At 65.3% G+C, this 14,684-nt stretch carries 10 protein-coding genes and 1 pseudogene; 7 read left to right on the top strand and 4 right to left on the bottom strand.

Annotated features, from left to right (window positions below; all coding sequences use genetic code 11):
• Nucleotides 1–211: 211 nt before the first annotated feature.
• Nucleotides 212–1,462, bottom strand: a complete 1,251-nt coding sequence (locus NKF06_RS00355) for a tyrosine-type recombinase/integrase (protein WP_253244142.1) — start codon at nucleotides 1,460–1,462, stop codon at nucleotides 212–214.
• Nucleotides 1,463–1,669: 207 nt separating this feature from the next.
• On the opposite strand from NKF06_RS00355, the gene NKF06_RS00350 reads away from it, so the two are divergent.
• Together NKF06_RS00350 and NKF06_RS00345 are read left to right on the top strand one after the other, a co-directional pair.
• Nucleotides 1,670–3,142 carry an APC family permease gene (locus NKF06_RS00350; protein ID WP_253244141.1) on the top strand — a complete coding sequence of 491 codons (1,473 nt, stop codon included), beginning with the start codon at nucleotides 1,670–1,672 and terminating at the stop codon, nucleotides 3,140–3,142.
• Nucleotides 3,135–3,911, top strand: a complete 777-nt coding sequence (locus NKF06_RS00345; protein ID WP_058826488.1) for a universal stress protein — start codon at nucleotides 3,135–3,137, stop codon at nucleotides 3,909–3,911. Before NKF06_RS00350 ends, NKF06_RS00345 begins: the two co-directional genes overlap by 8 nt.
• Nucleotides 3,912–4,762: 851 nt before the next feature.
• On the opposite strand, the gene NKF06_RS00340 is transcribed toward NKF06_RS00345, so the two are convergent.
• Complete coding sequence (locus NKF06_RS00340; protein ID WP_253244140.1) at nucleotides 4,763–5,578, bottom strand: IclR family transcriptional regulator; 816 nt, start codon at nucleotides 5,576–5,578, stop codon at nucleotides 4,763–4,765.
• Between the two features lie 423 nt (nucleotides 5,579–6,001).
• Complete coding sequence (locus tag NKF06_RS00335) at nucleotides 6,002–7,249, bottom strand: Zn-dependent hydrolase (RefSeq protein ID WP_253244139.1); 1,248 nt, start codon at nucleotides 7,247–7,249, stop codon at nucleotides 6,002–6,004.
• A gap of 403 nt (nucleotides 7,250–7,652) precedes the next feature.
• Here NKF06_RS00335 and NKF06_RS00330 point away from each other — a divergent pair, with 403 nt between their 5' ends.
• The 4 genes from NKF06_RS00330 to NKF06_RS00315 are packed head-to-tail and all read left to right on the top strand — an operon-like array spanning nucleotide 7,653 to nucleotide 13,350.
• Nucleotides 7,653–9,326 (top strand): ABC transporter substrate-binding protein, encoded by a 1,674-nt coding sequence (locus NKF06_RS00330; RefSeq protein WP_058826490.1) that lies wholly within the window; start codon nucleotides 7,653–7,655, stop codon nucleotides 9,324–9,326.
• A gap of 15 nt (nucleotides 9,327–9,341) precedes the next feature.
• Nucleotides 9,342–10,301 (top strand): ABC transporter permease, encoded by a 960-nt coding sequence (locus NKF06_RS00325; protein ID WP_004977946.1) that lies wholly within the window; start codon nucleotides 9,342–9,344, stop codon nucleotides 10,299–10,301.
• Nucleotides 10,301–11,200: an ABC transporter permease gene (locus tag NKF06_RS00320; protein WP_253244138.1), complete on the top strand. Its 900-nt coding sequence runs from the start codon at nucleotides 10,301–10,303 to the stop codon at nucleotides 11,198–11,200. Before NKF06_RS00325 ends, NKF06_RS00320 begins: the two co-directional genes overlap by 1 nt.
• Complete coding sequence (locus NKF06_RS00315) at nucleotides 11,197–13,350, top strand: ABC transporter ATP-binding protein (RefSeq protein ID WP_253244137.1); 2,154 nt, start codon at nucleotides 11,197–11,199, stop codon at nucleotides 13,348–13,350. The genes NKF06_RS00320 and NKF06_RS00315 overlap by 4 nt, the downstream gene beginning before the upstream one ends.
• A 44-nt stretch (nucleotides 13,351–13,394) precedes the next feature.
• On the opposite strand, the pseudogene NKF06_RS21105 reads toward NKF06_RS00315, so the two are convergent.
• Nucleotides 13,395–14,082, bottom strand: a pseudogene (locus NKF06_RS21105) (DUF1028 domain-containing protein).
• A gap of 405 nt (nucleotides 14,083–14,487) precedes the next feature.
• On the opposite strand from NKF06_RS21105, the gene NKF06_RS00300 reads away from it, so the two are divergent.
• Nucleotides 14,488–14,682 carry a hypothetical protein gene (locus tag NKF06_RS00300; RefSeq protein WP_253244136.1) on the top strand — a complete coding sequence of 65 codons (195 nt, stop codon included), beginning with the start codon at nucleotides 14,488–14,490 and terminating at the stop codon, nucleotides 14,680–14,682.
• Nucleotides 14,683–14,684 lie beyond the last annotated feature (2 nt).

The following is a 14,684-nucleotide window of genomic DNA, read 5'->3' as shown; positions in this document are numbered from 1 at the left end:
TCCGTGGCTTCCCGACTCGACTCGCTCGTCCCGACTCCGTCTGGGGCTTCGCCGGTCAGTGGGATGCAGGGCGAAGAAGAGCGGGCGTTCAAGTTCGCGATCCGAAACTGTGGACGTCTCGCCACGGCTAGTTGCATATCGCGATATACAATTTATGGCGGCCACCACTCCACCTCGTGCCTTACGCAGAGACCCGTGACAAGCCTAACAGCTACTGCAGCACGTGCTCTTCGACGGTCACGGACTCGTCGGTAGATTCGAACACGTCGGCCAGCGTCTCGCGCATCGCCTGCCGGCGGAAGGACCGCCGGCGCTCCTCAGAGAGGTAGTTCGACATGACGATGTCGGCGCTCTTCGACCCCTGGTCGGCGGCGACGCCCTCTAACTGTGCGAGCATCTCGTCGACCGCCGCCTGATAGGCTGTGTACCAGAAGCGCCGACAGAGCTTCGCGGTCGGGACCTCGCCGTCGACGGTCACGCCCGCCTCGTCGGCGAGGCGCTTGAACCGCCGGTTGACCGTCTCGCGGGCGATGTGCCCCGAGGCGGCCCGCGAGGAGGGGAACAGCGCGCCGTTCCAGTCGTCGTCCTCGGCGAGCGCGTCGATTCGGGCGGCGACGGCGTCGACGCCGTAGAGGAGCGCGACGGTCCCCGGGCCGTTCTTCCGCGCTTCGAACGCGATGTGGGGGTCGTCGCCGGAGAGAACGAGTTGCGACGCGCGGAGCGACGCGAGTTCGTTCGGGCGGAGCCCCCACCCGGCGAGACCGAGGACGAGAAGCCGGTCTTCGAGGTCGTCGGCGACGGCGTACACGTCGCTCACTTGGTCCGCGGTCATCGTGCGGTTGTCGGGTTGCCCCTGCTCCCAGCGGAACTGCTTCGCCGCGTTCTCGACGGGATTGTACCGCGCGCGCCGGAAGTCCACGAGGTACTCGTAGAACGACCGGACCGTCTGGAGGTATTTGAGCTTCGTCCCGTCGGTGGCGAGTTCGGCGTCGAACTCGTCGAGGACCGCGAGACAGCGGTCTATCTCGTCGGGTTCGGCGTCGCGGTCGTCAAGTCGTGAGAGCAGGTCGGCCGACTCGTGGCGGTCCCGGTAGACTCGGGCGAACCGCGCGAGGTGCGTCCGGCGGGTCGGCAGTGTCGAGTCCGCGAGGCCGCGCCGCGATTCGAGCATGTCGAGGTAGGACTCGAACGCCTCGACGGTCCGGTCGTCGTCGATGCCCCAGTCGTAGCCCTCGTCGGCGTCCTCGTCGCCGAGGCCGACGACGCCGACGAAGAACTCCCGCGGCGTGAGGTCGTGTTTCTCGCGGAGCGCGTAGGCGATGCCCGACCAGCCGCGTTCGGTCAGCCACGCGTAGGTCGGCACGTCCCGCGTCGGGTCCATCCCGTCGCGGTCCATCGCGGGCGCTATCGTCTCCCAGTAGAACGCTTCGAGTTCGTCGAGTGACTTTCGCGACCAGTTCACCGCGGCTCACCCCGCTCGAACCGGCCGCCGCGTCGCGTTCCGTGCGCCATCGTTCTGCATGCAGGGCGTGCCGCGGACGGATTAACACTTTCTCTCGTCGCGGGCGACGACGCGTCGGCGGTGGCGTTGCACCCACCGGCCGACCCGACCACCCTATATATGACGGGTATTAGATATATTGGGGAGCCGTGATAACAGGAACCCACAATGTCCGATGGAAACGACGGCGGTTCGGTACTTGGGGCGGACCCGCCCGACGACGGGCCGGGGGTCGGTGACGCGGACCCGGCGGTCGACGTCGGGGCCGCGGCCGACGAGGTGACGGTCCTCGAAAGCGGGACCGAGTTGGAGCGAACGATCGGTCTTCGCGGCGGGTTGGCAATCGGTATCGGGACGATGGTCGGCGCGGGTATCTTCGTCTTTCCCGGCCTCGCCGCCGGGCAGGCGGGTCCCGCGGCCGCGCTCTCGTTCGCGCTCGGGGCGGTCATCGCGCTGTTGGTCGCGCTCCCGACCTCCGAGTTGGCCACGGCGATGCCGAAAAGCGGCGGCGCGTACTACTTCATCTCCCGCGGGATGGGCTCAGCGTTCGGCGCGGTCGTCGGTATCGGTCTCTGGCTGGGACTCGTCTTCGCCTCGGCGTTCTACCTCGTCGGCTTCGCACAGTACGCTATCGCCGTGCTGGCGGAGCTGGGGATGATGTCGATGATTTCCGACTCCCAACTGCTCGTGGCAGTGCTCGGCGTCAGCTTCGGGGTCGTCCTGACAGCCCTCAGCATGTTCGGGACCGAGAACGCGACGAAGCTCCAGAACGGTATCGTGAGCCTGCTCCTCGGCATCCTCCTCGTGTTCCTCGTCTACGGCTCGCTCGACACGCTCGGGTTGTTCGGCCGCCAGACCGTCCCCGAGAGGTTCATGCCCTACGGGACGCTCAGCATCTTCACCACGGCGGCGCTCGTGTTCACCTCGTACCTCGGATTCGCGCAGGTGGCGACGGTCGCGGGCGAGATAACGAAGCCCGGCCGGAACCTCCCGCTGGCGATGGTCGGGTCCGTGGTCGTCGTCGGGGTGCTGTACGTCGTGACCATCCTCGTCTCGACCGGCGCGTTCGGGAGCGCCAGACTCGCCGCCTTCGGCGAGACGGCCATCGTCGAGGTCGCCCGCTCGTATCTCGGGTTCCCCGGCGCGGTCGCCATCCTCCTCGCCGGGCTTTTGGCGACGGTATCGAGCGCGAACGCCTCGATTCTCAGCTCGTCGCGCGCCCTCTACGCGCTCAGCCGCGACGCGCTGGTCCCGCCGCAACTCGCGCGAATCAACCTCCGGTACGGGACGCCCCACATCGCGCTCGCGCTGGTCGGCGGACCGACGGTCGTCCTCGTCACCGTCGGCCGGACGGAGGTGCTCGCCGAGGTCGCGTCGTTCCTGCACCTCGTCACCTACGGGCTGATCTGTGTGGCGCTCGTCGCCCTCCGTCGATCGAACCCCGCGTGGTACGACCCGTCGTTCCGCGTCCCCGGTTACCCCGTCGTCCCGGTCCTCGGGGCGCTCGCGAGTTTCAGCCTCGTCGCGTTCATGCAACCGCTCTCGCAGGCGGTGGGCGTCGTCGTCGCGCTCGCCGCGCTGGTGTGGTACTTCGCCTACGCCCGCGACGTGCGCCTGAAGGGGGTGAGCACCGATGCGTGACTCCCCCGACGTTCGCGTGCTCGTCCCCGTCGCGGTGCTGGAGGGGCAGGTGATTCCCGACCAACTGGTTCACCTCCTCTCGGAGACGACGGTCGTCCTGCTCGCGTACCACGAGATACCCGAGCAGACGGCCCCCGAACAGGCCAGAGAGCAGTTCGAGCCGAAGGCTCGCGAGGAACTCGACGAACTCGTCTCGGTATTCGAATCCGCCGGTGCGACTGTCGAGACGCGGCTCGTGTTCACTCACGACCTGGACCAGACGACAGAGCGCATCGCCACGGAGGCGGAGTGCGACGCGGTGTTGCTCTCGAACCCCGCTCCGACCATCGACCGCATCATCGTTCCGATAAAGGAGGCTATCAACCTCGACACGATTACCAAAGTCGCCGCGGCCGTCGGAAAACGCGGAGACGTCGACCTCACCCTGTTCCAAGCCGTCCAGGACGACGGCGCGGTTCCGGACGGCGAAGCCCTCCTCGGCGAGGTCGCGAACGACCTGGCCGTTCTCGGCGTCAACCGCGAGCATGTCTCGCGCGTCGTCGTCGTCGCACAGAACCCGATCCAGGCGCTTATCGAGGGCGCGGATGACCACGACGTGGTCGTGATGGGCGAGGAGAAACCCACGCTCCGCGGCCGACTGTTCGGCGAGACCTCCGAGCGAGTCGCCGAGCAGACAGTCGGTCCGGTGCTGGTGGTACGGCGGCCCCTTGAGCCTGAGCCTGATGCCGACGACGCCGACGGTCCCGCTAACCCTGACGGTCCGACGTGAGGCAAACTCACCCCGGACCGCGTTGGCTTCCCAATGTATTCTTGTGTATATAAAACATTTCTGTTGGTACTCCCCCGACTGCCTGAGCACAACTGTCAAATCTGAAAATTATACAATTTTTACAATTTCTACAAATTGTAAATTGTTAGGGTGGATAGAGGCGTCTGAATCGGTTTCCACCGAACCTCAGTCGCTCTTTGATTATCTGGCGAATCCTGACCACTCTCGAAGCTCTGTTTGATAGCTCGTATTATTGCTAAACAGATACATTTCTCTGTTGGTCAGAACACCGTGCTCGGTCCGGTTCGGCCGTCCGCGCACGACAGCCAAACCGCGTCGGCGTGCGTATTTTCATTACACTCTTAATTGTGTCATGGATGTCGAGCCATCGTCCAACGGGTGGTGGCCGTCGCCCGCCCCGCCGGTGCGGCCTCTCGATTTCCACAGAAATCTTTGGAGACTTGCTTGAATGTGGCGTATCATTGAATCTTCTCACACCGATTCCTGGTTCGTGTTCTTATATGGTCAATACGACCGGATATTCGTTTTCCTGTGTCGCTTCTTCGATGTTCCGTTCTCGCAACTTTTCGGGGCGCGTTGACCGTCCGACGTTCGAAACCGTCACTCTCGGCCGACGGACGACATCGACGAGCCGAGTGCGGCGTTGCCGGCGGCGACGCCGAGATTCGAGGATAGAGAAGCCGTTCGGGCCGCCGCGCCGGTATCGTCGGTAGCCGCTGACCCGGCCGCGACTCGGCTGAGACGTCGGTTCTCCGTTTGTGAACCGTGCCGGGCAGTCGGCGACGGGAGGACGATACCGTCGCGGAGGCGTTGGGTGTGACGCGGCCCGACTAACTGAACGTCGGGAAGTCGTCGTCGGACTCCTCCATGTTGACGTTGACCTCGATGACGTTGGCGGTGTTGACGACGCTCTCGATGAGCTGTTCGTGGTACTCCGGCTGTTTCATCCGGCGGACGGGGCCGGAGACGCTGATTGAGCCGAGGACGCGCCCGTGGCGGTTCGTCACCGGCGCGCCGATGGCCTGCAGGCCCTTTATCTCCTCTTCGTCGTTGAGGGAGTAACCCCGGTCGCGAATCGACTCCAACTCCTCGAAGAGTTCCTCGCGGGTCGTGATGGTCGCCTCGGTCTTGCCCGGCAGGCCGTACTGGTCGATAATCCACTCGACGCGCTCTTTCGGGAGGTGCGCGAGAATCGCTTTTCCCGTCGCCGAGAAGTGGAGGTAGTCGGCGCGCTGGAGTTTGTTCACCTGGTAGTCGCTCCCGACGGCCTTCTCGCCGCTCACCTTGTAGAGGTTGACGCCCAGCCCATGCTGCTCGGTCGCCAGATGCGCGTACTCGCCGGTCTTCTCCGCGAGTTCCTCGATTTCGGGCTTGCCGATGCGGTAGAGGATGTTCTGGTACCGGACGTACTCGCCCACGAGGAGAAACTGCAGGGACAGCCGGTAGGTGTCTTCTTCCTTCACGACGAACTTCTCGGCTCGAAGCGTGCTCAGGTAGTTGTAGACGACGCTCTTCGAGAGGTCCAGATGGTTTGCTAACTCCGTCACTCGCGCGCCGTCCAACTCCTCGAGCGCCCGAACGACATCGAACGCACGAGACACCGTCTTCAGCGTCCGCGGCGAACCGGTCGTGTGTTCGTCTGCCATAGTCCAGTTCGAAGCCCCCGCGGCATAGGTGTTTGTATTTGACGAACGTCCACTTCCGTATCGTCGGGGCATTCGCATATATTGCCGCAAAGTGGCGTTGTTTGAGGGATTTCAACTACGTACATCCGCTGAACAGACGCTGAAACAGTCGAATACGCCTGTTAAGGTCTCGCGTTCTCATTGTACAAACATCGCGGTGTTTCGAGCGGTGCGTGTCGCGTCTAATCGCGACCAGAGACGGGAACTGGCGTCTCTAACCGGCGATTCCCGATTCACTCTAGCGGGCGTTTCGACTACGCGGTCGGCGCGGAGATACTGGTCGCAGTCGGTTCGAGCGTGCCGACAGCGCGGGCTTCGGGGGACGGAATCGAAACCGGCGTCGAGAACAGAGTCGAAAACGGAGTCGTCGAGCGGGCGGTCTCGTCACTCGGTCGCGAGGTCGGCGAGCGCGCCGGCGAGCACGCGGGTCGCGTCGGCGCAGTCCTCCCAGTCGGTCCACTCGCGGGGGTTGTGCGAGATGCCGTCGCGGGAGGGGGCAAAGAGCAGCGCGGCGTCGGTGACGGCCGCGACGTGCATGGTGTCGTGACCGGCCCCGGAGTGGAGGTCGAGGGTTTCGAGGTCGGCGTCGATCCCGGCGTCGTGGAGCGCGGCGCGGCAGCGCTCGCTCATCTCGACGGGCTTGCGGTCCCACGGGTGCGAGAGCGCGGCCTCGACCGGGCGTTCGGCCTCGATGCGGTCGAGGCTCGCCTCCGCCTCGTCGATGACGTACTCGATGGAGTCGTACTCCACGTCGCGGATGTCCACGGTCAGGTCGACCTTCCCGGCGATGACGTTGGGCGCGTTCGGCGAGACTTCGAGTTTGCCGACGGTTCCGACCGCGGTCTCCGAGACCTCGTTGCGTTCGTTCGTCGCGCGTTCCACGTCGAGGACGAACTCGCTGGCGGCGGCGAGCGCGTCCGACCGGTCGTCCATGAGCGTCGACCCGGCGTGGTCGGCCTCACCCGTGATTTCGACGGCACAGCGCGAGAGGCCGACGATGCTCGTGACGACGCCGGCGGGGACCGCGGCGTCTTCGAGGCGCTCGGACTGCTCGATGTGAAGTTCTATCCACGCGTCCCAGTCGGCGGCGTCGACGCGCCCTTCGCCCCGGTAGCCGATGTCAGCGAGGGCGTCGCCGAGCGGAATCCCGTCGGCGTCCTCGATGTCGAGGGCCTCTTCGACGCCCAACTCGCCGACGGCGACCGCCGACCCGATGAGGCCGCCGCCGAACCGCTGGCCTTCCTCCTCGGTGAAGTTGACGACCTCGACGGGTCGGACGGGTTCGATTCCGGCGTCCTGCATCGCGCGGACGCTCTCCAACCCCGCGTAGACGCCGAGCGGACCGTCGAAAATGCCGCCCTCGGGGACCGAATCGAGGTGACTTCCCGTGGCGACGGGTGCCGCGTCGGGGTCCGCGCTCTCTGGCTCCCACCGACCGACGATGTTGCCGACTTCGTCGATGGTGATAGAGAGACCGGCGTCCCGGAGGCGCTCGCAGAAGAACTCTCTCGCCCGCCGGTCCGCCTCGCTGCCGCTCAGGACCGTCCGCCCCCGTCCCTCGTCCGTCGGGACGGCCCCGAACTCCGCGTTCGACTCGATGTCGCTGCGGAGTCGCTGCTGATTGACTCGCATGGTTCCCGGATTCGTGACTAACCCTATTTTACTGTTTGGAATTGAATCACATGCGTGACAGTACCGGGCGGCCGCGAACTCCCCGAAATCAGCAGGCATGATGCGCTGGATGTGGGTTCTGCGACTCTGCCCACCACCATGTCGTTCGAGGACGCGCGTCGGCGACGGTTCGGTCGCCCACGAGTGACCTGCGGGACGCCGATGTGGGCCGTCGTTTGCGAGAGGTGGGTTGACATTTGTGGAGCAATCCCGGATAGAGACGAGACGAAATTGGTCATTCTACAGTTTACTCGCGCTCGGCGCTCGGAACGGTATCTGTTATTACATCTCTCTCGTCTCGATATGGTGATTGTACCCACACAACCACAATTTTTATCACACAGTAGCGGATTTGAGCGACTGTATGCAAGAGAATGGCAAGGGGAGCGACTCCTCCGACAGCACCGGCGACGGCACGCGTCGCAGTCGGTTCGACCGCCGTACCTTCCTCGGGGCGGCGGCGACGACCGGCGCGGTGGCGCTCGCCGGATGTACGGGCGGCGGTTCGGACGACGGCACGACCGAAGATTCGGGTTCCACGGACGAGGGCGGCGACACCGAAAACACCGACACGACCGCCGCGAGCGGCGGGAAGCAGGGCGGCACGCTCCAGTGGGGCGGCGCGGTGCCGGTGCAGGGGCTCGACCCGCACATCGACACTTCGGCGGCCTCGAAGCGCGTTCTGGAGAACATCTACGAGGAAGTCGTCGCGCTGCAGGACGACTACTCTATCCAGCCGCACCTCGCGGAGTCGATGGAGCAGTCCGACGACAACACGCTCCTGACGTTCAACCTCCGGCAGGGCGTCACCTTCCACAACGGCAAGGAGATGACCTCCGAGGACGTGCTGGCGAGCTACGAGCGCGTCCAGAACGGCGACTACCTCGCCACCGGCTTCTTCGACTACGTCGAGGAGCTTCGCGCTCCCGACGACTACACCTTCGAAGTCCAACTCACCGAACCCTTCGCGCCGTTCCTCGCGAAGATGGCGACGGCGGAGCTGTCGGTCATGCCCGCCGAGAACGCCGAGAAGGACATGGTCGAAGAACCCATCGGGACCGGCCCGTACGTGTTCGAGAGCCGCGAAATCGAGACTTCGTTCACGATGTCGCGAAACGAGGACTACTGGGGCGCGTCCGACGAGGACGGCCCGTTCATCGACACCATCGTCAAGAGCGAGGTTCCGGACCCGAGCGTCCGCCTCCAGTCGTTCCTCGCCGGCGAGTACGACTTCATCAACGGTATCGCGCCGAAGGACGTCTCCCGCGTCGAGCAGGCCCCCGACGTTCGATTCGAGAAGCAGTTCCCGAAATCGCTCGTCTACCTCGGCTTGAACTGCGACGTGGCTCCGTTCGACAACAAGGACGCCCGCCTCGCGCTCGACTACACCATCGACAAGGAGAAGGTCGCCGAGGCGGCCCTCTACGGGACCGGCCAGACCACCGCGTCCCCGGCGACGCCCGGCAGTCCGTGGGTCAACCCGGACATCGAACCGCGCCCACGTGACCTCGACAAGGCACAGGAACACCTCGACGCCGCCGGCATGTCCGACGGCTTCACGGCGACGTTCAAGATTCCGCAGTCCTACCCGACGCAGGTGCAGGCCGCGGAGGTCATCGCCGCCGACGCCGCCGAGGTCGGAATTAACCTCGAAATCCAGCAGATCACGTGGAGTACGTGGCTCTCCGACGTCTACTCCAACCGCGACTTCCAGGCGACGACGAGTTCCTACCTCGCGCTCTGGTACCCCGACGTGTCGTTCTACAAGTTCCTGCACCCCAACGGGGCGTTCTTCTTCACCAACTGGGTGAACGAGGACTACAACGCGCTCGTCGAGGAGGCGCGCACCATCTACGACGAACAGGAGCGCGCCGACCTCTACCACCAGGCGACGGAGATTCTCCACGAGGAGCGCGCCGGCCACCTCTTCCTGTGGTGGCAGCCGAGTCTCTACGGGGCCGCCTCGCAGTACAAAGGCGACATCGGCGCACCCGACGGGTCGACGCTGCAGTTCGGCGACAACTGGCTCGACCGCTAACAGAGATTCCACACAATGTCGATGTACAACTACGTCTTTCGGCGCGTCGGGTTCATGGCGGTGACGCTGTTCTTCGTCACGCTCATCGCCTTCGCCGTCACCAACATCCTGCCCGGTGACGTGGCCCTGCTCATCTTGGGCCCCAACGCGACCGAACAATCGCTCGAAGCGCTCCAAACCCAACTGGGACTCAACCGCCCGCTGTACGTACAGTACATCGACTGGGTCGTCGGGCTCCTTCAGGGGAACATGGGCGAATCGCTCCGGTTCGGTGAACCCGTGGCGCAGCTTATCGCCGAGCGCCTGCCCCGGTCGATGATGCTCGCGGTCGCCGCGACGCTCGTCGCCGTCGTGTTGTCGGTCCCGCTCGGCGTCTACGCCGCCGTCAACCAGAACGAAGCGCCCGACGTGAGCGCCTCGATGTTCGCCTTCGTCGGCATCTCGATGCCGATTTTCCTGTGGGGATTGGTGTTCATCCTGGTGTTCGCCGTCTGGCTGAACCTCTTTCCGACCGGGGGGTACGTCTCCCCGAGCGAGGACCTCGTCGGGTCGCTCACGCGACTCGTCCTCCCCGCGGGGGCGATGGGCTTCGCGCTCACCGCCTACATCATGCGGATGACCCGGTCGTCGATGCTGGAGGTGCTCAGCGAGGAGTACATCAATCTCGCGCGTGCGAAGGGGATGAGCCAACGGGTCATCGTCCTCAGACACGCGCTCAAGAACGCAATCATCCCCGTCATCACGGTCATCGCGTTCCAGTTCAGCTACGCGTTCGGCGGGGTCGTCGTGCTCGAAGAGGTGTTCTTCTGGCCCGGCATCGGTCGGCTGACGCTGACCGCGATTCAGAGCCGCGACATCCCCCTGATTCAGGGGTGCATCCTCGTGGTCGCACTCATCTACATGTTCTCGAACTTCGCCGCAGACCTGCTGTACGCGTACTTCGACCCGCGCATCCGCTACGGAGGTGACGACTGATGGCGACCGAACAAGAGACCGAACGCGGTCGGTTCACCATCACGCAGTCACAGCGCGACCGCATCGCCCGGTTCGTCCGGAAGTTCCGGAGTAACACGAAGGCGATGCTCGGCTTCTCCATCGTGGTTCTGCTCGTGCTCGTCGCCATCTTCGCGCCGGTCATCGCGCCGTATCCCATCGACGCGACGAACATCGAAGACCGCTCGCAGGCCCCGTCGGTCGAACACCCGTTCGGCACCGACGACCTCGGCCGCGACATCTTCAGCCGCGTCGTCATGGGGAGCCGTATCTCGCTGTACGTCGGCTTCGGCGCTATCTCCGGCGCGCTCGCGGTCGGGGCGGTCGTCGGCGTCGTCGCCGGCTACGCCGGCGGGTTAACCGACGAGATACTGATGCGCGTCATGGACGCCGCGATGGCGTTCCCACCGGTGTTGCTCGCACTCACCCTGCTCGTCGTCCTCGGCCCGGAGTTGAGTAACGTCATTATCGCGCTGGCGTTCGTCTACACGCCGTACATCGCCCGCGTCTCGCGGAGCGCGGCGCTGGCCGAACGCAACGAGGCGTACGTCGAGGCCGCCGTCGCCCGCGGCGAGAGCGACTCGCGCATCGTCTTCAGCGAGGTGTTCCCGAACTGCATGGCTCCCATGCTGGTGCAGGGATCGCTGAACGTCTCGTTCGCCATCCTCGCGGAGGCGAGCCTGTCGTTCCTCGGCCTCGGCGCGCAGCCGCCGCGGCCGTCGTGGGGGCTGATGATTAACACCGGTCGCGGCTTCATGGAGACCGCGCCGTGGATGTTGCTGTTCCCCGCGCTGGCTATCGGCATCGCCGTCGTCGGATTCAACATGCTCGGCGACGGACTGCGTGACGTGCTCGACCCCAAAGTGGAGGCGATAGAATGAGCGCTCCCACCACTGCAACCGACGCCGAGGCCGACGACGGCCCGCTGCTCGACGTGCGCGGACTCAGAACCGAGTTCCGCACCGAGGGCGGCCCCATCGTCGCCTCCAACGAGGTGTCGTTCTCGCTCGACCGCGGCGAGACCATGGGTCTCGTCGGCGAGTCGGGCGCGGGCAAGTCCGTGACGGCCCGCTCGCTCATGCGCCTCATCGACTCGCCCGGCGAAATCACGGGCGGGCAGGTCGTCTTCAACGGGGAAGACCTCCTGCAGAAGACGGAAGCCGAGATGCGCGACATCCGCGGCAACCGAATCGCGATGATTCCGCAGGACCCGATGTCGTCGCTCAACCCGGTGATGACCGTCGGCGAGCAGATTACGGAGACGATTCGCCGCCACCAGGATGTCTCGAAGTCGGAGGCGCGCCGCCTCGCCATCGAGTCGATGGACGACGTCGGCATCCCAGACGCCGAAGAGCGCATCGACGACTACCCCCACGAGTTCTCCGGGGGGATGCGCCAGCGCGTCCTCGTTGCCATCGGCTTCTCCTGCGAGCCGGACCTCATCATCGCCGACGAGCCGACGACGGCGCTCGACGTGACGACGCAGGCGAAGATTCTCGACCTGCTCAACGAGATGCAGGAGCGCGAGGGGACGGCCGTGCTGATGATCACCCACAACCTCGGCGTCGTCGCCCAGACGTGTGACCACGTCGGTGTCATGTACGCCGGGAACCTCGTGGAGACTGCCGAACTCGGCGACCTGTTCGACCGGCCGCGGCACCCCTACACCCGCGCGCTCATCGACTCCATCCCGGAGGTCGATACGGACTACGACGAACTGCCGACGCTCGACGGTGCGATGCCCGACCTCGGGAATCTTCCGAGCGGGTGTAACTTCGCTCCGCGGTGTCCCCACGCCACCGAGGCGTGTCGGACTGGCGGCGACCCGGCGCTCGACGCCGTCGGTGACGACTCGTCGCGCGCGGCGTGTCTCCACGCCGCCGACCTCGACCTCTCGGAGAGCACGGTCCCCGAAGCCGGGGCCGGCCGCCGCGACATCGACCGCAGCGGCCAGCCGCTGTTCGAGGTGCGGAACCTGAAGAAGTACTTCAACGCCGGCGAGGGCGTCTTCGGCAACGTCCACCTCTCGTGGGAGGGCGGCGGCCTGCCGACCGTCGAGCGGCGACACGTCAAGGCCGTCGACGACGTGAGCTTCGACGTCTACCCCGGCGAGACCGTCGGGCTCGTCGGCGAGTCCGGCTGTGGCAAGTCCACGGTCGCTCGCACCGCGCTCCGACTCCTCGAACCGACCGACGGCGAGGTGTATTTCGAGGGACAGCCGCTCCACGAACTCGGCTCCTCGGAGATTCGGAGTCTGCGCCGCGAGATGCAGATGATATTCCAGGACCCCCAGAGTTCGCTCAACCCACGGAAGACCGTCGGCCAAATCGTCGGCCGCGCGATGGAGAAACACGGCATCGCCACCGGTGAGGAAAAGCGCGAACGCGTGGGCGGCCTGCTCGAACGCGTCGGCCTCTCGCGGGCCGCCGCGAGCAAGTACCCCCACGAGTTCTCCGGGGGCCAACAACAGCGCGTCGCCATCGCGCACGCGCTCGCGGTCGAACCGAAGCTCATCGTCTGCGACGAGCCCGTCTCGGCGCTCGACGTGAGCGTGCAGGCGCAGATTCTCAACCTCCTGAACGAGATTCAGGAAGACGAGAACATCTCGTTCCTGTTCATCTCGCACAACATCGGCGTCATCCGGCACATCTGCGACCGCGTGGCCGTGATGTACCTCGGGAAGATCGCGGAGTTCGGGAGCATCGAGCAGGTGTTCTCGCCGCCGTTCCACCCCTACACGGAGAGCCTCCTGTCAGCGGTCCCCCACGCGAACCCGGACCGCGAGACGGACCGCATCTTGCTTGAGGGGAGCGTCCCGAGTCCCATCAACCCGCCGTCGGGCTGTCCGTTCCAGACGCGCTGCCCGAAGAAAATCGGCGACGTCTGCGAGCAGGAGCTCCCAGAACTCGAAGCGGTTGGGGGCGCGGACCACTACATCTCCTGTCACCTCTCCGAGGAGGAGATGAGCCAGCGTGACTCCTTTATCACGCCGTCGAAGCGCGCGGAGACCAGTCCGGCCGACTCGGACTGACGCCGCCCGCGCGATCTCTTCTCAGTATTTGACGCGAAGCCGGATCAGTACTTGACGCCGAAGTCGAGAATTTCGTCGGGGTAGTCGCCGAACTGTGCGTCCGTCTCCCGTCGAATCTGGGCTTTCGCGCGCCGCGCCTCCGCGAGCAGGTCCCGGAGGTCGGACACCGGTTCGTCGGCGAGGTCGACCCGGAGGTTGTGGTAGAACTCCGGCGTCGGCGCGTGAACGAGCAGTGCGGCGCTCATCTCGCCGCGGTCGTCGCCGCCTGCCGCCTCGCCGGCTTCGAGCGCCGAGACGAGTCGCTCGGCCATGTCGCCGTCGGCGGACTCGTAGGCCTCGGCGGTCGCCTCGACGACCGCCTCGCTGGCGAGCATGTTGCCCGCGACGGTGTAGTCGTCGCCGACGCGGTGGCCGGCCCACGAGACGCACTCGCCGCCGGTGAAGGCAAACTCCTCGCCCGCGCCGACGCCGTGGACCTGTCGGTGAGCGCGTGGTCGTCGCCGTCGAGGAGAGCTTCGAAGGCGTCGTCGATGCGCTCGCCGGCTTCCGCGCGGCGACCGCGTCGCGGCCGTGTTCGGTCTTCGTGTACGACTGCGTGACCGCCGCGCCGCCGGCGCTCACGTAGGGGCAGGTCGCGCCGACGGCGACGGTTCCGGTCGTCACCGCCGTGCCGAAGACGTTCGCCTCGGGGTCGCGCGCCGCTATCGAGAAGGTTCCTGGGACGTGTCGCATGGTTCGGTACTGCGCTTCGGTCACGCTCGCGCGGTAAATACTCTCCCTCTCGCGGAGCGGACCGGAGACGCGGGTGGTATCCGAGCGCAGCGTAACAGTTAGTTCCCTGTCAAACCCCGCCCCGGGTCCCGTGTCCTGTTTCTATTCTCGACTGCCACAATAGAATTGCAGATAAAATACATTATTGCTCAGCGCAATATCTTATTTATCGGAGTTTCTTATCCGGATGTTTTTGAAATAGACGTGAATGATTGCATTGTCATCCCAGATTCGAGCTGAGCGGAAAAGCTAATCTGAGGGCCGTTCTGCGGTGGCGCAGTATTTGTGTTGACGGGCAATACCACGTGTCTCTCGGGCTGGCGGTCGTCTCCAACGCTTATGTTGTCGCGGTGGCAAGACCGACGTATGAGACTGGGTATCGGTCGAACCGGCGTGGCGATTCTCGTCGCGCTGTTCGTCATCCTCGGTGCGGAGGACGTGTACGTCTGGGCCGTCGCCGGAACCGTTCCCGGAGTCGAGTTCTTCCTGGCGCTCGTGTTCGTTCTCGCCGTCGTATTCGTGGCGATTCGGGAGGCACGGGCGCACCCGCCGAGTCGGTAGTC

It is taken from the genome of Haloferax sp. AB510, assembly GCF_024136985.1.
Taxonomy (GTDB): Archaea; Halobacteriota; Halobacteria; order Halobacteriales; family Haloferacaceae; genus Haloferax.
The sequence above is the reverse complement of the archived record's forward strand: the minus strand, read 5'-3'. Positions and strand labels throughout refer to the sequence as shown.

Coding starts and splice junctions, on each gene's coding strand:
- NKF06_RS00335 (WP_253244139.1), bottom strand. CDS start 7,249: ATGCGAGTCAATCAGCAGCGACTCCGCAGCGACATCGAGTCGAACGCG.
- NKF06_RS00320 (WP_253244138.1), top strand. CDS start 10,301: ATGGCGACCGAACAAGAGACCGAACGCGGTCGGTTCACCATCACGCAG.
- NKF06_RS00330 (WP_058826490.1), top strand. CDS start 7,653: ATGCAAGAGAATGGCAAGGGGAGCGACTCCTCCGACAGCACCGGCGAC.
- NKF06_RS00350 (WP_253244141.1), top strand. CDS start 1,670: ATGTCCGATGGAAACGACGGCGGTTCGGTACTTGGGGCGGACCCGCCC.
- NKF06_RS00345 (WP_058826488.1), top strand. CDS start 3,135: ATGCGTGACTCCCCCGACGTTCGCGTGCTCGTCCCCGTCGCGGTGCTG.
- NKF06_RS00315 (WP_253244137.1), top strand. CDS start 11,197: ATGAGCGCTCCCACCACTGCAACCGACGCCGAGGCCGACGACGGCCCG.
- NKF06_RS00325 (WP_004977946.1), top strand. CDS start 9,342: ATGTCGATGTACAACTACGTCTTTCGGCGCGTCGGGTTCATGGCGGTG.
- NKF06_RS00300 (WP_253244136.1), top strand. CDS start 14,488: ATGAGACTGGGTATCGGTCGAACCGGCGTGGCGATTCTCGTCGCGCTG.
- NKF06_RS00340 (WP_253244140.1), bottom strand. CDS start 5,578: ATGGCAGACGAACACACGACCGGTTCGCCGCGGACGCTGAAGACGGTG.